This window comes from Thiomonas bhubaneswarensis (genome assembly GCF_001418255.1).
GTDB lineage: Bacteria > Pseudomonadota > Gammaproteobacteria > Burkholderiales > Burkholderiaceae_C > Thiomonas > Thiomonas bhubaneswarensis.
This window is the reverse complement of the sequence record NZ_LIPV01000018.1, coordinates 7,501-28,466: the sequence shown is the minus strand read 5'-3', so window position 1 is coordinate 28,466 and position 20,966 is coordinate 7,501. Positions and strand designations below refer to the sequence as shown.

Annotated in this window: 20 protein-coding genes and 1 rRNA gene; 7 read left to right on the top strand and 14 right to left on the bottom strand. The window is 63.5% G+C overall.

The annotated features are described in order from the left end of the window. Positions 1-47: 47 nt before the first annotated feature. The 9 genes from ASC45_RS15195 to ASC45_RS15155 all read right to left on the bottom strand — a co-directional run bounded on the left by ASC45_RS15195 (position 48) and on the right by ASC45_RS15155 (position 8,974). Positions 48-2,351, bottom strand: a complete 2,304-nt coding sequence (locus ASC45_RS15195) for a sensor histidine kinase (protein WP_055451847.1) — start codon at positions 2,349-2,351, stop codon at positions 48-50. After that, on the bottom strand, positions 2,348-2,908 hold the full coding sequence (locus tag ASC45_RS15190) for a DUF4390 domain-containing protein (protein ID WP_055451846.1): 561 nt from the start codon (positions 2,906-2,908) through the stop codon (positions 2,348-2,350). Before ASC45_RS15190 ends, ASC45_RS15195 begins: the two co-directional genes overlap by 4 nt. Before the next feature lie 26 nt (positions 2,909-2,934). After that, positions 2,935-4,305: a 16S rRNA (cytosine(967)-C(5))-methyltransferase RsmB gene (gene rsmB, locus ASC45_RS15185; RefSeq protein WP_072243099.1), complete on the bottom strand. Its 1,371-nt coding sequence runs from the start codon at positions 4,303-4,305 to the stop codon at positions 2,935-2,937. A gap of 105 nt (positions 4,306-4,410) precedes the next feature. Further along, positions 4,411-4,872 carry a DsrE family protein gene (locus ASC45_RS15180; protein ID WP_055451845.1) on the bottom strand — a complete coding sequence of 154 codons (462 nt, stop codon included), beginning with the start codon at positions 4,870-4,872 and terminating at the stop codon, positions 4,411-4,413. A gap of 148 nt (positions 4,873-5,020) precedes the next feature. Then, positions 5,021-6,313: an FCSD flavin-binding domain-containing protein gene (locus ASC45_RS15175; RefSeq protein ID WP_055451844.1), complete on the bottom strand. Its 1,293-nt coding sequence runs from the start codon at positions 6,311-6,313 to the stop codon at positions 5,021-5,023. 12 nt (positions 6,314-6,325) lie between these two features. Further along, entirely contained in the window at positions 6,326-6,625 is a 300-nt protein-coding gene (locus ASC45_RS15170; RefSeq protein ID WP_055451843.1) for a c-type cytochrome, read from the bottom strand. 249 nt (positions 6,626-6,874) lie between these two features. After that, entirely contained in the window at positions 6,875-7,342 is a 468-nt protein-coding gene (locus tag ASC45_RS15165) for a DsrE family protein (RefSeq protein WP_055451842.1), read from the bottom strand. A gap of 20 nt (positions 7,343-7,362) precedes the next feature. Next, positions 7,363-7,662: a hypothetical protein gene (locus ASC45_RS15160; protein ID WP_055451841.1), complete on the bottom strand. Its 300-nt coding sequence runs from the start codon at positions 7,660-7,662 to the stop codon at positions 7,363-7,365. A gap of 19 nt (positions 7,663-7,681) precedes the next feature. Further along, entirely contained in the window at positions 7,682-8,974 is a 1,293-nt protein-coding gene (locus tag ASC45_RS15155; protein ID WP_055451840.1) for a glutamate-5-semialdehyde dehydrogenase, read from the bottom strand. A 160-nt stretch (positions 8,975-9,134) separates the two neighbouring features. Here ASC45_RS15155 and ASC45_RS15150 point away from each other — a divergent pair, with 160 nt between their 5' ends. The 3 genes from ASC45_RS15150 to ASC45_RS15140 all read left to right on the top strand — a co-directional run bounded on the left by ASC45_RS15150 (position 9,135) and on the right by ASC45_RS15140 (position 11,396). Continuing rightward, complete coding sequence (locus tag ASC45_RS15150; protein WP_055451839.1) at positions 9,135-9,554, top strand: YidB family protein; 420 nt, start codon at positions 9,135-9,137, stop codon at positions 9,552-9,554. A 185-nt stretch (positions 9,555-9,739) separates the two neighbouring features. Then, positions 9,740-10,393, top strand: a complete 654-nt coding sequence (locus tag ASC45_RS15145; RefSeq protein WP_055451838.1) for a c-type cytochrome — start codon at positions 9,740-9,742, stop codon at positions 10,391-10,393. A 13-nt stretch (positions 10,394-10,406) separates the two neighbouring features. Continuing rightward, positions 10,407-11,396 carry a c-type cytochrome gene (locus ASC45_RS15140; RefSeq protein ID WP_055451837.1) on the top strand — a complete coding sequence of 330 codons (990 nt, stop codon included), beginning with the start codon at positions 10,407-10,409 and terminating at the stop codon, positions 11,394-11,396. Positions 11,397-11,456: 60 nt separating this feature from the next. Here the strand turns inward: ASC45_RS15140 and ASC45_RS15135 are convergent, their stop codons facing one another. Both ASC45_RS15135 and ASC45_RS15130 read right to left on the bottom strand, forming a co-directional pair. Beyond that, positions 11,457-12,767, bottom strand: coding sequence for an MFS transporter (locus ASC45_RS15135; RefSeq protein WP_055451836.1), 1,311 nt, complete (start codon positions 12,765-12,767; stop codon positions 11,457-11,459). A gap of 12 nt (positions 12,768-12,779) precedes the next feature. Further along, positions 12,780-13,421, bottom strand: coding sequence for a TlpA family protein disulfide reductase (locus ASC45_RS15130; RefSeq protein WP_055451835.1), 642 nt, complete (start codon positions 13,419-13,421; stop codon positions 12,780-12,782). Between the two features lie 191 nt (positions 13,422-13,612). Here ASC45_RS15130 and ASC45_RS15645 point away from each other — a divergent pair, with 191 nt between their 5' ends. Beyond that, positions 13,613-14,071: a DUF2784 domain-containing protein gene (locus ASC45_RS15645; protein WP_072243097.1), complete on the top strand. Its 459-nt coding sequence runs from the start codon at positions 13,613-13,615 to the stop codon at positions 14,069-14,071. Here ASC45_RS15645 and lnt read toward each other — a convergent pair. The 3 genes from lnt to ASC45_RS15115 form a co-directional block, all read right to left on the bottom strand. Further along, positions 13,963-15,552: an apolipoprotein N-acyltransferase gene (gene lnt, locus ASC45_RS15125; RefSeq protein ID WP_245610083.1), complete on the bottom strand. Its 1,590-nt coding sequence runs from the start codon at positions 15,550-15,552 to the stop codon at positions 13,963-13,965. The genes ASC45_RS15645 and lnt overlap by 109 nt on opposite strands. 101 nt (positions 15,553-15,653) lie before the next feature. After that, a complete protein-coding gene (gene ybeY, locus ASC45_RS15120) occupies positions 15,654-16,181 on the bottom strand; it encodes an rRNA maturation RNase YbeY (RefSeq protein ID WP_055451833.1) in 528 nt (175 codons plus the stop codon). After that, on the bottom strand, positions 16,178-17,209 hold the full coding sequence (locus tag ASC45_RS15115) for a PhoH family protein (RefSeq protein WP_072243101.1): 1,032 nt from the start codon (positions 17,207-17,209) through the stop codon (positions 16,178-16,180). Before ASC45_RS15115 ends, ybeY begins: the two co-directional genes overlap by 4 nt. 120 nt (positions 17,210-17,329) lie before the next feature. Here ASC45_RS15115 and ASC45_RS15110 point away from each other — a divergent pair, with 120 nt between their 5' ends. The 3 genes from ASC45_RS15110 to ASC45_RS15100 all read left to right on the top strand — a co-directional run bounded on the left by ASC45_RS15110 (position 17,330) and on the right by ASC45_RS15100 (position 20,938). Next, the gene (locus tag ASC45_RS15110; protein ID WP_055451831.1) at positions 17,330-18,001 is read left to right on the top strand and encodes a response regulator; all 672 of its coding nucleotides are present in this window, start codon (positions 17,330-17,332) and stop codon (positions 17,999-18,001) included. Between the two features lie 69 nt (positions 18,002-18,070). Continuing rightward, positions 18,071-18,946, top strand: a complete 876-nt coding sequence (locus ASC45_RS15105; RefSeq protein ID WP_055451830.1) for a D-amino acid aminotransferase — start codon at positions 18,071-18,073, stop codon at positions 18,944-18,946. Between the two features lie 463 nt (positions 18,947-19,409). Continuing rightward, positions 19,410-20,938: ribosomal RNA gene (locus tag ASC45_RS15100) — 16S ribosomal RNA — on the top strand. Positions 20,939-20,966: the final 28 nt, after the last annotated feature.

Genomic DNA, 20,966 nt, shown 5'->3' with positions numbered 1-20,966 from the left:
TCTCGACCACATGGGAGCGGCCCTGATGGGGCGCGAGCTCCGGACGGTCATGCATGCTGCGAGGGCGCGTCCACATGAGGCTGTTGCGCCAGTCCCGGGAATATAAGGGATACGCGCGCACCGCAGACCGACCCCTCTGCCAGCAGGTTTTGTATCTCGATGCGGGCCTGGTGTTCGTCGGCGATTTTTTTCACCACGGCCAGGCCCAGGCCGGTGCCGCGCGGCTTGCTGGTGACGTAGGGCTCGAAGGCGCGATGCAGGATCTTGTCGCTGAAGCCCGGTCCGTTGTCACTGACGCTCAGGCGTATGCGGGGCGGGGCGCCGGGTGGCGTGGTCAGGTTCTCGGTGCGCAGCCGCACCTTGCGTTCGGGCTGCGCCGCCACGGCGTCGATGGCGTTCTGCAGCAGGTTGTGGATGACCTGACGCAGTTGCGTCGCGTTGCCCATGATGGGGGGAAGATCGGCGGCCAGCTCGGCCCGCACCTCGGGTTGCTCTTCGGGGTTGGCGCCGTCTCTGGCGGGCAGGCTGGCGTAGAGGTTGAGCACGTCGCGAATGAGCTCGTTGAGATTCATGGCCTCGGGTTTTCCGACCGGCAGCCGCGCGTAATCGCGGAAGTCGTTGACCATGTGCTGCATCGCCTGCACTTGATTGACGATGGTCGTGGTGCTGCGCTGGAGCAGATCGCGGTCGGCGCCTTCGAGCTTGCTGGCGAGCTTCATCTGCAGGCGCTCGGCGGAGAGCTGAATGGGGGTGAGCGGGTTCTTGATCTCGTGCGCCAGCCGCCGCGCCACTTCGGCCCAGGCGATCGAGCGCTGCGCGCTGATGACTTCGCTGATGTCGTCGAACACGACGACCGAGGCGGGTTGTCCCGGCAAGGCCAGCCGCGCGCCGCGCGCAAGCAGGGTGATGGTGGCATCGCTGCCGGGCAGGGCATAGTCGATTTGCTGCAGCCAGTGCGGATTGGGAGTATCGGCGTCCTTCTCGTCGAGCGTGGCGAAGGCCTCGGCGATGGTCTGCGCCAGGGGCTGAAGGCTGGGGTGCTGGCTCAGGGGCTGTCCGATCAGACCTTGCAGTGGGGCGCGCAGCAGTCGGGTGGCGCTGGGGTTGGCCAGCGCCAGGCGCTGGTCGCTGCCCAGCACCAGCACGCCCGCGCTGAGGTTGTCGAGCACGCTTTGCAGATAGGCGCGCGAGGCCTCGAGCGCGTCGTGGTTGAACTGCACCTGCGCCCTCGCTTCGGCAAGCTGATTGGTCATCGCGTTGAACGAGCGCACCAGCACGCCGAGTTCGTCGTTGCGCTGGATCTGCGGCTTCTGCCGCAGGTCGCCCTCGGCAACGGCTTTCATGCCGTCGGCCAGCAGCAGCAGCGGCTTGGCCAGCTGATTGCCCAGCACCACCGCGAGCAGCACGGCCAGGAAAACGGCCAGGAACAGGGTCAGGGTGAGGGTCGAGATATACATGCGCTTGAGGCCTTCGCGGCCCAAGGCGCGTTCCTGATACTCGGCATAGGCGCGCTGCACTTCGAGGGCGCTGCTGGAGATGGCTTGCGGCACGTTCTGGATGAGCTGCAGATAACGACCATGACCGGGCAGGACGAAGTTGCGCGTGGGCAGTCCGACCACGACCCGCAGTTTCAGATTCTGCGGCGCTTGCCCGGAGCCGTCGTCGCCGCCTTCGATATCGGCAATCGATCCCATGGTGCGCAGTTGCCGCATGCTGTTGGGCCCGGGCAGGTCGGGAATCAGCGAAAACGGATTGCCGCCCGCGGTGACCAGCACGGTGCCATTGCCGTCGAACACCGTGATCTGCTGCAGACCGAGTTGCTGACGCAGTTGCTCCATGGCCAGCGGAGACAGCAGCGTCGGGTCTTCGGCGATCTGCACCGACAGATTGCGCGCCTTGGTCTGCAGATCGTTTTGCAGCACGCCCAGTGTGGTGCGCCCCAGATTCAGCCCGGCGTTGAGCGCGCCCTCGACCTTCACATCGAACCAGGTCTCGATGCTGCGGGCGACGAACTGATAGGACACGGTGTAGATGACCACGCCGGGCAGCACCCCCACCAATGCGAACACCGGGGCGAGCTTGAACAGCAGACGGCTGCCGAAGCGTCGCTTGTGCAAGCGCCAGCCCAGTCGCAGCCCCAGGGCGAGGACGAGGAGCAGCAAAAGACCGGCGACGACGAAGTTGATCCAGTACAGCCAGCCGAAGATCGGGCTGGGCTGCGCCGTGTTGTCGGTGGATACTGCCAGCAGGAACACCAGCAAGACTGCCAACGGCAGACCCAGGGCCAGCGCCAGACGCATGGCCCAGCGAGAGGTGCGGCTGTCCCACGCATTGCTGCTCGGACGGGTCATGGCGTCCAGACGAAGGGTTGGGGCTGGAAGGTGGCTTCGATCTTCCAGTCCGACTGCGACGAGACGTTGAGCTGGAACGGCCGCGGCAGTTGCGACAGATCGAGCCGGAACCGCGCATCGAGCTGGTAGGACTGACCCGCCACCAGTTGCGAGGCCTCGGCGACGCGCAGATGCCGGGTGCGCTGCACCACGCCCAGCGCTTCGTCGAGACTGTCATAGTTCTGCTGCAGACCCCCGACGGAGACGCGGTAGCGCTGCAGCAGCGGCTGATAGGAAAGCCGCACTTCACGTCTGGCCCGGGCGATATCTTCGTTGAACCAGTACCAGCGCGGGCGCACCACCGTGGCCACGGTCTCGAAGTAAAGCGCGATGCCACGGCTGAGCACATCTTCGAGGCTGCGTGGCAGGGCAAACACGGCCGCCGTGGTGACGAACAGGCCGTCCGGGGTCATGGTCAGCATCAGCGGTTCCGTGTCCACCGTGGTGGCCTGCGCCCGCGGCATCAGACTCGCGCCCGCGGCCAGCGCCAGGCCGCTGCGCAGCAGCTTGCGACGCATGAGGTCTGGGGTGGGGTGGGCGGCTTTCACGAGGCTTTGGTGAACAGGGCGTAGAAGAAGCCGTCTTGCGAATGAGCAGCGGCGCCAGAAGCCTGCCGGACTTGAGGATCGGGATCGGGCTCCTGAGGCAACAACTGCCCCGGCGCGGGCGATCCTATCGCATCCGCATGGCGGGCGAGGAAGGCCTGGGCCTGCTCCTTGCCCTCCTGCGGAAACACCGAACAGGTGACGTACAGCAGCTTTCCCCCGGGTTGCAGAAGCGGCCAGAGCGCATCGAGCAGGGCGGTCTGCGTGGCCGCCAGTGCCGGAATGTCGGCGGCGCGCCGCAGCCAGCGGATGTCCGGGTGGCGGCGGGCGATGCCCGAGGCGCTGCAAGGCGCGTCGAGCAGGATGCGGTCGAAGCGCTGGCCGTCCCACCAGGCAGAGGGGTTGGAGGCGTCGGCCGCGAGGGTGCGGGCGTGAAGCCCCAGGCGCCGCAGCGTGTCTTCGACCCTTTGCAGCCGCTGCGCGTCTTTGTCGAGGGCGAGCACGTCGCAGTCGCAGCGTTCGAGCAGATGCGCGGTCTTGCCGCCCGGCGCGGCGCAGGCGTCGAGCACGCGCTGCCCTGGCTGCACGTCGAGCAGACCGGCGGCGTATTGCGCGGCGGCGTCCTGCACGCTGACCCAGCCCGCATCGAAGCCGGGCAGTCGTTCGACGGCGACGGCCTGGCTCAGCACGATGGCCTGGTCCAGGGCGGCGACATCGGGCGCCGTGCCGATCAGACCTTGTTCCTGGAGCGCGGCCTGATAGGCGTCACGGGTGATGTGCCGGGTGTTGACTCTCAGGGTCATGGACGGCTGGCGCTGGGCGACGGCAAGCATGCGCTGCCAGTCGTCCGGATAGGCTGTCTGCAAGGCCTCGACCCACCATGTCGGGTGATTCCACAAGGCTTCGGTGGTCTGTTTCGCCGGTGGCGCGGTATTGGCGCGGGCGGTGAAACGGCGCATCAAGGCGTTGGCAAATCCTTGGGCGTGCCGCAGCGCGGGCTTGCGCTTGCAGGCCTCGACCGTCTGGTTGACCACGGTGTGCGCCGCGTAGCGTAGCGTCGTGTCGGGAAGCAGCAGAACCAGACCCGTCAGCAGCACATCACGCAGCAAGGGCGGCTGAACGCCGCGGGGCTGGAGTTCGGCCAGGATGGCGCGTGCCGTGCCCAGATGGCGCAGCACGGCAAAACTCAAGGCTTGGGCCGCGCCGCGCTGGGCGGCATCCCACCCACCGCGGGCGGCGGCCTGCGGCAAGGCGGTGGCGAGCGAGGCCCCGGATTGAACGGCGCCGATCAACTGCGCGCAGGCCAGAAGATCTCGCCACAAGGGACGGTGAAGCGGCTTGGGGTCGGTGCTGGAGGATGGGGAAGTCACCGGAGCATTATCGATGCTGCCGCACCCCGCTTCCAAAGACGCAAGCGCCCGCATGTCGCGGGCACTCGGTGAAACCTTGGCGTCGCGGCTGGGCGACGCCAAGGTTCAGGGGCAGATGTAGGCGTAGCCCTCCCGATACTGCAGATTGGCAGCCTCGGCCACGCCCGAGGGCACGATGGTGGCGTCGAGCAGCACGCGGTCTTTGGAGATCTTGCGCGAGGTCAGGGTGTTGTTGCAGACGCGGAACGACACCCCCTGAGCAGCCAGCCCCCCGATCAGTCCCGCGAACTCGGCGCCCTTGCCGTCCACTGCGCCATTCAGCATGAAGTCGATGCCGGCACCGTTGCCGACGACGACGATCTTCGCCGTGGGGTCGGCGGCGAGATGATTGCGCACATTGCCCAGGCAGCGCGAGCCTTGCGCGTCGCCCTGGGTGACGTGATAGACGACTTTCACGGGGCCTTCCTTTTCGGCCCGGCTGGCGCGGGCCGTCGTGCTGACCATCAGCGCCGCAGCGCCAACGGTGGCTGCGGTCAGGGCTTTGCGGCGATTGGTGGTGTTTTCCATAGTCTCCTCCTTGGGATGGGGTGCATCGCGCTCTGATGGCGCGAGTGCGAGAAAAAAGGGCCGATTCACAGTCGGCCCTTGCATGATGCCTGCGAACGAAGCGCCGCACAATCGGTGCGAATGCAGACCCTGCGGCGCGTGGGTGTGGTCAGGACAGTGTGTCGCGCCAGATGTTGGTGGCCCAGGCCTCGGCGTAGTGGGCTTCGAGTTCGGACAGACCGGCTGAAATGCCGCCCGAGCCCGGCACGGTGAGGTAGGTCTTTTCCTTCTCGTCGTACTGGTGCACCGTGGCCACGTGAATGGCCTCCTTGAAGCTCACCATGCTGTAGCAGGTGTTCATCACCACCGGGTGCGGATTGACCGGCTGGTCGTACAGCATGGAGACGATGGCGGCCGCCGCGACCTTGGCGTGCTGGTTGGCCATGTGTCCGGACTTGGGCATCAGCGGCGAGATCTGGATGGAATCGCCCAGCACATGGATGTCCTTGTGCACGGCGGATTCGAAGGTCTTGTAATCCACCGCGCACCAGCGGGCATTCATATTGGCCAGGCCGGTCTTCTGCGCGATCACCCCGGCGCGCTGCTGCGGAATGATGTTGAGCACATCGGCCTTCACCGGGTTGTCCACCTCGAACAGCACCTCCTTGGACTGCGCGTTCACGCCGGTGACATTGTGGTCGGGGATGTATTCGATCATGCCCTTGTACTGCTCGGCCCAGGCCTTCTTGAACAGCGGCTCCTTGGACTGCACTTTGTCGTTGGCGTCGAAGATCAGCACCTTGGACTTCGGCTTGTGCTGCTTGAAGTAGGCCGCCACCAGCGTGGCGCGCTCATAGGGTCCGGGCGGGCAGCGGAACGGTGCCTTGGGCACCGAGAGGGCGAACACGCCACCGTCGGGCATGGCTTCTATCTGCTTGCGCAAGGCCATGGTTTCGGGGCCGGCCTTCATCGAAATGAGGATCTGCCCGGCCTCGTTGGCTGCCTTCAGCCCCTCAACCGTATCGAACATCAGGTCGATGCCGGGGGACAGCACCAACTTGTCGTACTTGAGCGTTTCGCCATTGGCGAGTTTCACCGTGTGCGCGGCGGGGTCGATGCTTTCCACCATGCTCTTGATCCACTTCACGCCGTGGCGGGTGCGCAGGGCGTCGTAAGAGGTGGTGATGTCCTGCATGGACTTGGCGCCGGCGATGACCAGATTGGAGATCGGGCACGAGATGAAGGCATCGCCCGGTTCCACGACCGTGACCTCGATGGTGTTGCCCGACCATTCGCGGATGTATTTGGCGGCGGTCGATCCGCCGTAACCGGCGCCGACGATGACGACCTTGCCTTTGCCCGCGGCGCTGCGCGTGGTGCTGGCGCAGCCGGACAGGACAGGCGCGAGGCCGATGGCGCCCACGGAGGCGGCGCCTGCAAGAAAGTTGCGACGTGATGGCATGATGGAACGTCCTTACGGTTTCTGCTGGGCGAAATAGGTGGCGATCTGCTGGATCTGGGCGTCGGTGTAGCCCTTGGCGATCTGCGGCATGATGGTGCCGGTACGTTTGCCCGACTTGTACTCGGCCATGGTCTCGACGATCGAGGCGGCGCTGCGCCCGGCCAGGGTGGGGATGGCCGCCGTGGACACGCCATGCGGTCCGTGGCAGTTGAAGCAGGTGGCGGCCAGCGACTGGCCTGGCGTCACCATGGACGCCGCCTGGGCTGCGCCTGCGGCGCAGAGCAGGGGAATGAACAACAGTTTGCGCAACATCCGATGCCTCCTTGGGTGATGGAATGGCCGATCACAAGACTGAAACCGTCTTTGATCTAGAACAAAAGGTAGCGAAATGTATCAAATAGATACATTCGGGTGAACCAGCAGGGGTTCGGGCCGGTTTGCGCTCCGTCAATACTGGGTGGAGTATGCAAGGGCCGTGTGATCGAAGTCACACTGCGACTGCCGAGATTTGGAGTCGGCGATCTTTGAACCCGACAGGCGCTTCGGCCTGGCTAAAGATGCTCAGGGCTTGATGTAGTACCAGCCTTCGGACTGGAGTTTCACCAGTTCGTACACCCCCGCGGGCACCACGGTGGCTTCGAGCACGAGTTCACTCTGGGGGATTTTGAGGAAGGTCAGGGTGTTGTTGCAGGCCTTGAACTGCACGCCCTGATTGGCCAGATCGCCGATCATCCCGGAGAACAGCGCCCCCTGGGGCGTTTTGGCGCCGTTGAGCAGAAAGTGGATGGCCTTGCCGTAGCCCACGACGATGAACCGCATCTTCGGGTCGAGTTCCAGCACGTTCTGGATATTGATCAAGCCTTCGTAAGCCTGTTCCAGGCTGTCGCTGATCTGCATGGCGACTTTCCAGGGTTCGCTGGAAATCTGCTGTGCCGCCACCGGCCCCTGGGTTTGCGCCTGAGCCATGCGGGTGCCGCCCAGGCCAATCAGGCCGGCCCCAAGCAGTCGGATGCGGTCGCGTGGGTTCATGGCAATCTCCTCTGATGTGATCAGGCTGATGTGTGCGGGTGGGTGGGGCGTGTGTGCAGATGATGCAGGCTCCAGCGTTGCCGCTCGGCCAGCCAGCGGTAAAGCCAGTACCCCACCAAGGTGGCGAACAGCACGGCCAGGGTGTTGAAGAACACGGTGCCGGGCAGGATGGCCAGAAGCTCCAGAGCGTTGAAATCCCGCCATTTGACGATGGCCGTGAGCAGCGCGCTGAGCAGGCCGAAACCCGCACCGATCGCCGCATTGATGCGCAGCAGGGTGGGCAGGGTGAGGACGGCGGTCTCGATCTTGGGCGAGGTCATGGTGTGTGGGGTCAGGAGGTCAGATCCGCACTTCGCCGTCGCCCAGGACGATCCATTTGAGGCTGGTGAGTCCTTCGAGACCGACAGGACCGCGGGCGTGGAATTTGTCGGTCGAAATGCCGATCTCGGCGCCCAGGCCGTACTCGAAGCCATCGGCAAACCGCGTCGAGGCGTTGACCATGACGCTAGCCGAATCGACCTCGCGCAGGAACTGCATCGCCCGCGGGTGGTCGCGGGTGAGGATGGCGTCGGTATGTTGCGAGCCATAGCGGTTGATGTGAGCAATGGCGTCGTTCACGCCGTCCACCAGCTTGATCGAGATGACGGGTGCGAGATATTCGGTGCTCCAATCGGCCTCGGTGGCGTCGCGCAGCAGGGCCTGGGCGCCGGGCACGTTGGCCAGAAGCGCACGGCTGGCAGGGCAGCAGCGCATCTCCACGCCCTTCTGCGCAAACACGGCGCCGATCCGGGGCAGGAATTCCGCCGCGATATCGCGCGCGACCAGCAGCGACTCGGCCGCATTGCAGGGGCTGTAGCGCTGCGTCTTGGCGTTGTCCGTCACCTTCACGGCCATGTCGAGGTCGGCACCGCTGTCGACATAGACGTGGCAGTTGCCATCCAGATGCTTGATCACGGGCACCCGCGCCTCGGCGCTGATGCGTTCGATCAGGCTCTTGCCGCCGCGCGGAATGATGACATCGACGAACTGCGGCATGGTGATGAGGGCGCCCACGGCGGCACGGTCGGTCGTGGGCACCAGTTGCACCGCATCGCTCGGCAGGGCAGCAGCCTGCAGCGCCTGCGCCACGAGATCAGCCAGGGCGCGGTTGCTGTGGATCGCTTCCGAGCCGCCGCGCAGGATCACCGCATTACCGCTCTTGATGGCCAGCGAAGCCGCCTCGATGGTCACGTTTGGCCGACTCTCGTAAATCATGCCGAACACGCCCAGCGGCACCCGCATCTGCCCCACGCTGATGCCGCTGGGGCGTCTGCGCACGCCGTCGATGCCGCCGATCGGGTCGGGCAGCGCGGCCACCTGTTCGCAGCTCTGCGCCATCTGCTCGACCACCTTGTCGCTGAGCGTGAGGCGATCGACGAAAGCCGACTCCAGCCCGGCTTCGCGCGCGGCATGCAGGTCGCGCAGATTGGCGTCCTGCAGCGCGGGCCGATGCTGGCGGATCGCGGCGGCCAGAGCGATCAGCGCCCGGTCCTTGGCGGCAGTAGAGGCCCGGGCCATGTCGCGCGACGCAGCCCGGGCGCGCGCGCCCATGTCGGCCATCAGGGTGTGGATCTGTTCAGAAGAAGCGTCCATCGAACTGTAAAAAAAGCGGAAAGAACAAAATTCGGATCGCAAATCGAGCGCAAGGACATGCAATTTGTTTAAGCTCCTAGCGCCAAGCCCGAACCGGACAGCCATTGTGCTTCAAGGGCGCGGTGCTTGCTGAACTGATTTTTCAACGAAGGAGCTAATCATGGGACTGTTCGACAGCGTGGCAGGTGGATTGGGGCAGATGCTCGGGGGTCAACAACCGCAGGGCGGCGCCGGTGACAACCCGATGTTGCAGGCAGTGATGGGGCTGATGAACGACAACGGCGGGCTCGGCGGTCTGCTGAGCAAATTCCAGCAGGGCGGATTGGGCGATCTGGTGCAGTCGTGGGTGGGCACCGGTGCGAACCTGCCGATTTCCCCGGCGCAGATCCAGCAGGTGCTCGGCAGCGGCGCTCTGGGTGATTTGGCGGGCAAACTCGGCATGCAGCCCGACCAGGTGGCCGGCGCCCTGTCGCAGTCGCTGCCGCAGGCGGTGGATGCGATGACGCCCAACGGTCAGCTCCCGTCTGAAAACGACCTGATGGCCACGGCGCAGCAAATGCTGGGCAAATTTTTCGGTTAACGCAGACGAGGCCCCCGGCATGCCCCGGATGGATCGAAGGAAGCACTGATTCATAGTGACAAAATCGGTTTGATTGTTACATCCCTTCGGCCCTAGACTCCGGGCAAATCCGGAGAGCAATGAGTCTCTTCGATAGTTTTAGATGAATATATCGAATGACTCGAATCCTTGCAGGAGGGCTTTGTATGCACGACTTGAGAATGCCGCGGCGCAGTTTCGCCGCAATGATGATCGGAGGCATGCTTGCCGCTGCTCCCGTGAGCTGGGCGGCCGCGCCCCCTGAGGCGGCTTCATGTGTGGCCTGCCACGGGGCGGATGGCATGGGCAATGCCGCTGCCGGGTATCCGCGGCTGGCCGGATTGCCTGCGAAATACATCGCCGATCAACTGCGTTACTTTGCCGATGGCACGCGCAACAACGCCATCATGTCGGGCATGGCCAAGCCTTTGTCGCAGGCGCAGATTGGAGTGCTGGCCACGTACTACGCAGGGCTCAAACCGAGTGGCAAACCCGCGCCCATGCCTGCCGGGGCGGCGGCCAGCGAGGGCGAGCGGCTGGCGTTGCGTGGCGACTGGGACAAGGGCATCCCGGCGTGCATCCGTTGTCATGGCCCTGGCGCGGTGGGTGTCGGTGAAAACTTTCCGCCGCTGGTCGGGCAGTCCGCAGCCTACATCGAGGCGCAGATCAAGGCCTGGAAAGACGGCAGCCGCCGCGGCGATCCGCTGGGCATGATGCACACCGTAGCCCTTCGCATGAGCGACGCGCAAACGCAGGACGTGGCGCAATGGCTGGCGGCGCAGCCGCTGCTGCCGGTCAAGACTTCCAAAGCCCAACCTTGACCCGGAGCGTTCCATGACCACAACCCCCGCTTTCATTCTCAAGCCAAGTCGTCCCGTCGCGGCGCGCACTGTGCTTCGTCTTGGCTCGCTTGCGTTGGCGCTGGCCGGTGCTGGTGCTTTGACTTCGATCGCCATGGCTGCCGAAACGCCGTCAGCCCCCCCGAAGTCGGAAATCAATGCGTCGGTGGGCACCGGCGCGAAGTTCGTGCCGCCGCCCGAATCGTCCATTCCGAACGACGAGTTCGGCAAGATGGTCAAGCTCGGCCGCGACATCATGCTCGATACGCCCAAGTACGCCAAGGCCTACGTCGGCAACACCCTGAGCTGCGTGAACTGCCACACCGATGCCGGTCGCATGGCAGGCTCGGCACCGCTTTGGGCAGCGTATGTGAGCTATCCCGCCTATCGCGGCAAGAACAAAAAGGTCAACACTTACGAAGAGCGGCTGCAGGGCTGCTTCATGTATAGCCAGAACGGCAAAGCCCCGCCGCTGGGCAGCGAGACACTGGTGGCCTTGCAGTCGTATTCCTACTGGCTGTCCAAGGGTCTGCCGGTGGACGAAAAGGTGGCCGGGCGGGGCTACCCCAACCTGCCCGATCCGGCCCAGACGCCTGACTATGTGCGCGGGCAGAAGGTCTTCGAGGCCAAGTGCGCCATTTGCCACGCCGCCGACGGCCAGGGGCAATATGTCAACGGCGAAACCGTGTTCCCTCCGCTGTGGGGCCCCAAGTCGTTCAACTGGGGCGCGGGCATGGGCAGCTACAAGAATGCCGCCAAGTTCATCTATGCCAACATGCCCTACGGCATGAGCTACAGCCTCACGCCGCAAGAGGCCTGGGACGTGGCCTACTTCATGGATGCGCAGGAGCGCCCGCAAGACCCTCGCTGGACCGGCACGGTGGCGGGCACGCGCGCCAAGTTCCACGACAGCAAGTTCAGCCTTTACGGCACCAAGATGAATGGCAAGCTGTTGGGTGATATCGGCGCACCCAAACCTCGCTGATCGCCCGCTTGTTGCCTATGCACTCTCAACCAAAGCCCTGCCATGCAGGGCTTTGGTTTTTCAGGCCGAGGCCTTGCTCGGCTCGATGTCGCGGAACAGTCGTTGATACAGCACCAGATAGAGTGCCTGAAACGTGGCCGCGACGAAAAATGGCGCAATCAACCATCCCATGTGCAGCAGCACGGCGGCGATCAACGGGCCGATGGCGCGAGGAATCTGGATCGAGACATTGTTGATCGTGGCGGCCAGGCCACGTCGATCTGCGCCCGTCAGACTCACCGTCAGGGCCTGCCGCACGCCCATGGTGCCCTGGTTGGCGGTGGCCCGCAGAGCGTAAAAGCCGGCCGCGACCCAGAACACCGGCGACAAGGGCGTGAGCATCAGCATGATCAAGCCGGCGGTGCGCATGCCGACGACAGCCCGCACCGCGCCGAACCGTTGGGCCAGACGGCTGGCGATCTGCGCGCCGAATGCGGCAAAGACGAAGCTCGCCGCCATCGCCGGGCCTATGCTCGCCGGGCCATGGCCAAAGCGCAGCAGGTACCAATAGGCCATCAGTGGCGCCACCATGCCGATGCCCAGGCCGTTGAGGGCGTTCACCAGACCCAGTCGCCAGAGCAGGCGGTTTTCTTGACGGCGGCGTTCCAACCGGGGGAGGTCGTCGAGACGCTCCTCCGTGTTGGGCGCGCTCTGGGGGAGAGGTTCGATGCGGCTGACTGTGGGCGCGTCTTCGGCTCGCAACAGCAATAGGAAGCCGATCGACGAGCCCAGCAGCGGCAGGATGAACAGGCTGCGGTATGCCCAATCCTGCGACATGAAACCGCTCAGCCAATGCGGCGCCGCCCCCAGCACGGCGCCCAAGGCCATGCCGAGCATGCCCAGGGTCGAATTCAGGCTGAAAATCTGCGAGCGCAGCGCGGTCGGTGTGCCGTGCGCCAGCCAGGCTTGCTCCAGCGGGCCGAAGGGGCCTGCCGCGCCATTGGCCCCGCGCCCGAAGCTTCCGAGCAAGGCGGCGGGCACCAGAAGCCAGGGGCTGCTTGTGAACAAGGCCACGGCGGAACAGACGACCAGAATCAGTTCGTAGCCGAGCAGGAACTGGCGCCTGCCGACGCGATCGCTGAGCGGCCCGATCCACAGCGTGAGCGCCGCGCCGATGAACAGACTGCCGCTGAGCACGGCACCGATCTGCGGCGCGCTCCATTGCAGGGCATGCAGATAGAGGGTGAAGGCAGCGACCAAGGCTCCTTGGCCGATGCTGCGCGCCAGACGCGCGAGGATGACGCTACGTGCCGCCGGAGAAATCTGCGCCCAGGCGCTGGGTTTTCGTTGTGAGGCGTCATCAGGGCGCCAGGGGCGCGCGGCGGTCTGCATCGAGGGGCTCGTTCAATCCGGCTGGTTGTGCTTGACCGAGGCGGAGGCCAGTCGGGTTTCTCGGATGTCGATGACGCGGGCCTGCTTTTGCGACTTGGCCGACCCGCCAGCCGGTGCGGCCATGTAGTGCCGGATCTGCGCAATCACCGCAGGCTGGTCCCAGTCTTCAGGGCCCATGGTGCGGGCGATTTCCTTGCCCTGCTTGTCGATGAGAATGGTGGTGGGAGTGCCCAGAATGTTCAAGGTGTCGAGCACATTGGTGGTCGGATCGACATAGATCGGCAGATGGCCAATGAAGTTGTCATCGTAGAAACTCTTGACCGTGAAAATGCCGCCCTTGTCCACCGACAGCGGGACGACGGCGAAATTCTTGCCGCCGAGCAGCTTCTGCAGCTTGTCCAGAGTGGGCATTTCACGCACACAAGGCGGGCACCAGGTTGCCCAGATATTGAGCAGCACGACCTTGCCCTTGAAATCCGCAAGCGTCATGGGCTTGCCCTGCCCATTCTCGAAAGTGACCTTCGATAGCGGCAGACTGTGCGCGGCCGGGTAGGGCGTGAAGGTGAACCCTGCCGCCTGAGAAGCGGGCGCGCAGGCGATGCACAAGGCAAGCGCCGCAACGGCGCGGCGCATGAAAACGGTCATGGAAGACATGAAACGACTCCAGGGGAACGATGAAGCAGCGTCAGTGAAAGGAGGCACTTGTCGGTTTCGGCGAAGCGCTTTTCCCTCGTATGTCTTTTCCGCTGCCGAGTAAAAGATAGCCCTCGGAGGGCACGGGCGATGTAACGGCATGTAGTATCAACTCGGCTCGCGATGGCTTTTCGTCGGCGGACAATGCCGCCATGTCCGCCGCGTCCGACCTTGCATGGGCCCATCTCGTTCTCGGGGTTCACCTCGGGGTGATTCTGTTCAACGTGATGGGGCTGATCGTCGTGCCTCTCGGTGCATGGCGGCGCTGGCCTTGGGTGCGAGGCTGCGTCTGGCGCGCAGCGCATCTGCTGTCGATGGCCATCGTGGCGGCTCAGGCTGCGATGGGGCGCGCCTGTTTTCTCACGGTCTGGCAGAGCGAGCTGATGCAGCGCGCAGGCCAGCAGGGTTATACCGCTGGCCTGATTCAGACCTGGGTCGACCACCTGATCTTCTGGCCGCTGCCTCTCGCGGCGTTCACCGCGATCTATCTGGCCGTCGGGGTCTATACCCTGGCGTTGTGGTGGTGGGTGCCGCCACGCTGCGGCCGCGCTAGACCCCAGCCCAGCAGCAAGGCGAAGAGCGCAAGCAGCACCTCGGGGCCATCGCCGTAGCGCGAAGCGAGCCAGGCGAACGGCGTCAGGCCAGCCTGACCCTGTACCGTGCCGTAGAGCACGCCGACCGTGTAGGGCTGCAACTCGGCGACGACGCGTCCTTGCGCGTCGATGATGGCGGTGGCGCCGGTATTGGTGGCGCGAATGCCCGGGATCTGAAATTCCAGCGAGCGCATGCGCGCGATTTCCAGATGCTGCGGAATGACGATGGTGTTGCCGAACCAGCCCAGATTCGTCAGGTTGGCAAAGATGTTGGGAGCGTTGCCGGGTGAGCGAAAACGCTGCGCCATCTGCGCTCCGAACAGGTCTTCATAGCAGATGTTCGGAGCCACGTTCACGCCCCGCACCACGAAAGGCGGCTGATCGAAGCCGCCTCGGGCGAAACTGCCCAGTGGCATGTCCATCAGTTTGACGAACCAATGAAAGCCGTAGGGCACGAACTCGCCGAAGGGCACCAGGTGCGCCTTGTCGTAGCGATACGGCGCCGTGCCGCCCAAGCCCAGCACGCTGTTAGTGTATTGATCGGCGCCCCGCGTGAGGGGAATGCCAAGCAGCGCGGCGGCATGGTGTTCCCTGAGCGAGCGCTCCAACTGCCGCAGGTAAGCCGGATCGAGGTCTTCGGGCAGAACCGGCACCGCGGTTTCCGGGGTGACGATGAGATCGGCATGGATCGAACTCAGCCAGTCGCCGTACAGCCGCAGCGTCGGCGCGAGCGACTCGGGGCGGAATTTCTCCGATTGCGCCACGTCGCCCTGTAGCAGCGCCACGCGCAGGGACGGGCCTACCGGGTGCGTCCAGCGGATCTGCTGCAATTGCAGACCACCGAGAAAAAGCGCCGCCAGCAGGCTCACATTCACCACCGCGCCGCGCAGACTGACCTGCGTGAGCAGCGCCAGGAGCGCAGCAGCCAGTGCCGCGGTGAAATTCACCCCGTATTGCCCGATGACCGGAGCGTAGCCCGACAGCGGATTGCCGACCTGGGCATAGCCCAGCGCCAGCCAGGGAAAGCCGGTGAAGACCGTGCCTCGCAGCCATTCAGCCAGCGTCCAGCCTCCGGCGAACACGCACGCTGTCCCGAGCGCGCGCAGGATCGGCCAGGGTTCGCGGCCCGCAGAGGGGGCGAGCGCCGCAGCGAGCGCCGCGGCCAGCGCGGGGTAGATGGCGAGATAGGCGCAGAACAGCAGCATGGCACCCCCTGCCAAGGGAGGCGCCATGCCGCCGTACACCGCCATGCTGATATACAGCCACCAGAGCCCGCCGGTGAACCAGCCCAGGCCGAGACTGAAGCCCCGCAAGGCGCCGCGCTTGGCTCGGTTGGCACGGCTGGTCAGTGGGTCGGCCCAGAGCAGACCCAGCCACAGCGCCAGAATCAGAATCGACCACGCGCCGAACTGCGGGCGCCCGAAGGTCTGTGCGAGCAGCGCGCCCAGGCCGATGGACAGAAACGGAGCGAGACGGGGATGGGCAAGCAGGCGACCCATACGAGCGCGGGCTGGCGTTGGGTTGCGATCGCGGAGTGCGTGAGGTTCAGGCATGAAGCGGAACGATGATGGGCATGCAGGGAACAGGCTGCGCCCGGACTTTACCCCGCAGGCATGGCGCTGCCGTCGGCGTAGGGGTCTGGAATGCCAAAGCGTTGCAGGGCCGCCACCTCGTGTCGCTCCATATCTCGCGCTTCGTCTTCCGTCAGATGATCCCAGCCCTGGGCGTGCAGTACGCCGTGGATGACGAGATGGGCGTAATGCGCGACCAGCGGCTTGTGTTGCACCTGCGCCTCGTGCGCGACCACGGGGCTGCACAGCACGATGTCCGCATGCACGGGCCAGTGGTCGTAATCGAAGGTGAGGACATTGGTGGCGTAATCCTTGCCGCGATACTCGCGGTTGAGCGACCGGCCCTCGTCGGCCGCCACGAAGCGCAAGGTGATCTGATGGGGCTGCAACGCGGTGCCCATTTGCGTCTGAGTTGCGCTGGCTTGCGGCCCCACTCGCAGGGCGGCACGCACCCAGCGCAGCAACAAGGCGCGTGGCAGCTGGTCGTGATGCGTGACATCGGCGAACTGAACCGACAGGCGCAAGGCGGGCGATGCGGGGCGGGTCGGCCGTGTCATGCCGAGCGCGGCGCACGCCGACGTGGGGAGGGGGTGTCGTCGCCTGACTGACCCTCGGATTTGCCCGTGGGGTCGAGCGCCTTCTGTGCTTCATGCGTTTCGTAGGCATCGACGATGCGCGCCACCAGGGGGTGCCGCACCACATCCTGACTTGTGAACAGGTTGAACGCGATGCCCCGCACCTGGGCCAGCACCTTCTGCGCCTGCATGAGCCCGCTTTGCGTGCCACGCGGCAGATCGACCTGACTGATGTCGCCGGTGATGACCGCACGCGACCCGAAGCCGATGCGAGTGAGGAACATCTTCATCTGCTCCGGCGTGGTGTTCTGCGCCTCGTCCAGAATGATGAACGACTGGTTGAGCGTTCGGCCCCGCATGAAGGCCAAGGGGGCTATTTCGATGGCGCCGCGATCGAACAACTTTTGCGTCTTTTCCATGCCCAGAAGGTCGTACAGCGCGTCGTAAAGCGGACGCAAATAGGGATCGATCTTCTGCGTCAGGTCTCCCGGCAGAAAGCCCAACCGCTCGCCGGCCTCGACCGCAGGCCGGGTGAGAACCAGCCGCGAGATGGCGTGACGTTCAAGCGCATCAACTGCGCAGGCCACGGCGAGAAAGGTCTTGCCCGTGCCCGCCGGCCCGATGCCAAAGGTGATGTCGTGCTGAAGGATGTTGCGGATGTACTGCACCTGGTTGGGGGTGCGCCCATGCAGACTCTCGCGTCGGGTGTAGAGCACCGGTTCGTCGTCCGCCGCGTTGAGCTTCGGCCGCAAGCCCTGGGCGGCCTGCGCCAGTTCGAGCTGGATGTCCTCGAGGCTGAAGCTCGCCTCGGCACGGCTCCATAAACTCTGCAGCAATTCGAGGGCGCTTCGTGCGGCGGCGCTGTCGCCTTCGACGGTCACGGTATCGGCTCGGCGCGCGAGGCGTACATCGAATGCGACTTCGATCTGTCTCAGATTTTCATCCAACGGCCCGCAGAGCTGGGCGAGGCGGGCGTTGTCCGGGGGAGAAAAGGTGTGTCGGAGTTGCACGGACGATCTGGGCATGTGGGAAGATGAGGGCGACCTCCCCCGGGTTCGGGGGCGTGAGTTGATAGTATCGACCTGACGCCGACATTGTCTGCTCGGCCTTGAGAACAGAAACGGAATGCGATGAGCGCCATGCAATGTGCCTTGGTCGTCGATGACCTGCCTGCCGTGAGGGCCGGATTTGTCGAATTGCTGCGGGAAAACTATCCGGGCGTGCTTGTTTTTGAGGCGGGCCGCATGGCCGACGCCATGCAGATTCTGCAGCGCGAGCCCGTGGATCTGTTGCTGGTCGACCTCGGCCTGCCCGATGCCAACGGGCTTGAACTGATTCGCACCCTGACCGAGACAAGGCCTCAAGCGCGCTCGGTGGTGGTCACCATTTTTGACGATGACGACCACCTTTTTCCCGCGCTGCAGGCCGGTGCCTTCGGCTACCTGCTCAAAGATCGCCCGAAGATCGAGCTGCGCGCCCAGTTGCGGCGCATTCAGGATGGCGAGCCCCCGCTGTCGCCCAGCATCGCCCGGAGGATGGTGCAGCACTTCACGCATCTGCATCGCACCCTGGCGGCGCCATCCCTCAACGTTCCGCAGGAAGAGCAGATCGCACTGACGGAGCGCGAAAGCGAAGTGCTGCAACTGGTCGGCAAGGGCTACACGCTGCCGGAAATCGCCGTTCAACTCGGCCTTTCACGCCATACCGTGGCCGACTACGTGAAACAGATCTACCGCAAGCTCAACATCTCATCTCGTGCCGAGGCGGCCCTGGAGGCGGTCCGGCGCGGGCTGGTACGGTGACCATTTCACCGCATCGAAGGGGCATGGCCCCATCCCTGCGAACCAACCGCGCCTTATCTCCTGATCTATATGAATGCCAACCCGCTCCCTGAAGAGTCTTCCGAGTGCTATCTCAACGGCACTTTCCAGCCGCTTGCGCAATGTCAGGTCTCCGTGCTGGATCGCGGCTTCATTTTTGGCGATGGCGTCTACGAGGTGATACCGGTCTACGGCCGGCGCGTTTTCCGGGTGCAAGAGCATCTCGCGCGCCTTTCCCGCAGCCTGGCCGCAGTCGGCATCAAGAGTCCAGAGCAGGCAGGCGACTGGCTGTCCTTGGTGCGCGAGCTCGTCGCCCGCAACGCGCCCGACGACCAGTGCGTCTATATCCAGGTGACACGCGGGGTCGCAAAGCGCGATCACGCCTTTCCCCGGGGCGTCGAGCCCACGGTCTTCATGATGAGCTTTCCTTTCCCTCATCTGCAGACAGAGAAGCGGTCGCAGGGCCTGGCCTGCATCACCGCGCCCGACTTGCGCTGGCGTAACGCCCATATCAAGTCGATCTCGCTCCTGGGCAATGTCCTCGCACGGCAACTGTCTGTCGAGAACGACGCCGCGGAGACCCTGCTCATCAGGGACGGCTACCTGACCGAGGCCTCTGCCTCAAATGTATGGATCGTGCGCAACGGCCGCCTTGCAGCCCCCCCAAGAGATCACGATAAGCTCGAGGGCATACGCGTAGGCTTGCTCGAAGAACTCGCTGCCGAGACGGGCATCGCACTTGAGTTTCGACCGGTGGCAGAGTGGGAACTGAGATGTGCCGACGAGATCTTGCTGACTTCGGCGACCAAAGAGGTGGTCTCCGTGACGACGCTCGATGGAAGATCGGTTGCCTCGGGGAGACCCGGTACCATCGGGCAGTCGCTGTACTTGGCCTATCAAGAGGCCAAACGCTTGCAGTCTCACTAAAGCATTGCGCTGTGACTCGCGTTTCAGCCGATCAGTGCAATCTACAAGTCCAGATCAAAAAAGCGCTTGACACCAAGACTTGCTACGAGCACAATTCCATCTCTCGGCGCTAACGACACCGGGCGAGAAGCAAGAGAAAGTGTACGTGGCAGAAAAACCAAAAACCTTTCGCTTGACTCGGAAATAAAATTAGTGCAATAATTGATGTCTTCGCTGCAAAAAACAGCGAAGCGAACAAGAGAGAAAGTAATAAATAACCTTTCGCTTGACTCGGAAATAAAATTAGTGCAATAATTGATGTCTTCGCTGCTTACGCAGCAAACGCCAAAACGGCGAGTTCATTAAGAAATCAACCGATAAGCGTGGGCGTTTGGCTTGATGCAAATATACCAAACGCTCATATGAAGTACGGAAATTTTCCGTAATTCCTTGAGTGCGCATTGTTCGCAATGCAAAAAAGATCAAACTATAGAGTTTGATCCTGGCTCAGATTGAACGCTAGCGGCATGCTTTACACATGCAAGTCGAACGGCAGCGCGGGGCAACCTGGCGGCGAGTGGCGAACGGGTGAGTAATACATCGGAACGTGCCCTGTGATGGGGGATAACTACGCGAAAGCGTAGCTAATACCGCATACGACCTACGGGTGAAAGTGGGGGATCGCAAGACCTCACGTCATAGGAGCGGCCGATGGCGGATTAGCTAGTTGGTGAGGTAAAGGCTTACCAAGGCGACGATCCGTAGCTGGTCTGAGAGGACGACCAGCCACACTGGGACTGAGACACGGCCCAGACTCCTACGGGAGGCAGCAGTGGGGAATCTTGGACAATGGGGGCAACCCTGATCCAGCAATGCCGCGTGTGGGATGAAGGCCTTCGGGTTGTAAACCACTTTTGGCGGGGGCGAAATATCGAGTGCTAATACCATTCGGTGATGACGGTACCCGCAGAATAAGCACCGGCTAACTACGTGCCAGCAGCCGCGGTAATACGTAGGGTGCGAGCGTTAATCGGAATTACTGGGCGTAAAGCGTGCGCAGGCGGTTGGGTAAGACAGATGTGAAATTCCCGGGCTCAACCTGGGAACTGCATTTGTGACTGCTCGACTAGAGTGTGGCAGAGGGGAGTGGAATTCCGCGTGTAGCAGTGAAATGCGTAGATATGCGGAGGAACACCGATGGCGAAGGCAACTCCCTGGGCCTGCACTGACGCTCATGCACGAAAGCGTGGGGAGCAAACAGGATTAGATACCCTGGTAGTCCACGCCCTAAACGATGTCGACTAGTTGTTGGACGGGATACTGTTCAGTAACGTAGCTAACGCGTGAAGTCGACCGCCTGGGGAGTACGGCCGCAAGGTTAAAACTCAAAGGAATTGACGGGGACCCGCACAAGCGGTGGATGATGTGGTTTAATTCGATGCAACGCGAAAAACCTTACCTACCCTTGACATGCCAGGAACTTACCAGAGATGGTTTGGTGCTCGAAAGAGAGCCTGGACACAGGTGCTGCATGGCTGTCGTCAGCTCGTGTCGTGAGATGTTGGGTTAAGTCCCGCAACGAGCGCAACCCTTGTCATTAGTTGCTACGCAAGAGCACTCTAATGAGACCGCCGGTGACAAACCGGAGGAAGGTGGGGATGACGTCAAGTCCTCATGGCCCTTATGGGTAGGGCTACACACGTCATACAATGGGCGGTACAGAGGGTTGCCAACCCGTGAGGGGGAGCCAATCCCTTAAAACCGCTCGTAGTCCGGATTGTAGTCTGCAACTCGACTGCATGAAGTCGGAATCGCTAGTAATCGCGGATCAGCTTGCCGCGGTGAATACGTTCCCGGGTCTTGTACACACCGCCCGTCACACCATGGAAGTGGGGTTTACCAGAAGTAGTTAGCTTAACCGCAAGGAGGGCGATTACCACGGTAGGCTTCATGACTGGGGTGAAGTCGTAACAAGGTAGCCGTATCGGAAGGTGCGGCTGGATCACCTCCTTTCTAGAGACGCATCAAGTCGAGCGCTCAC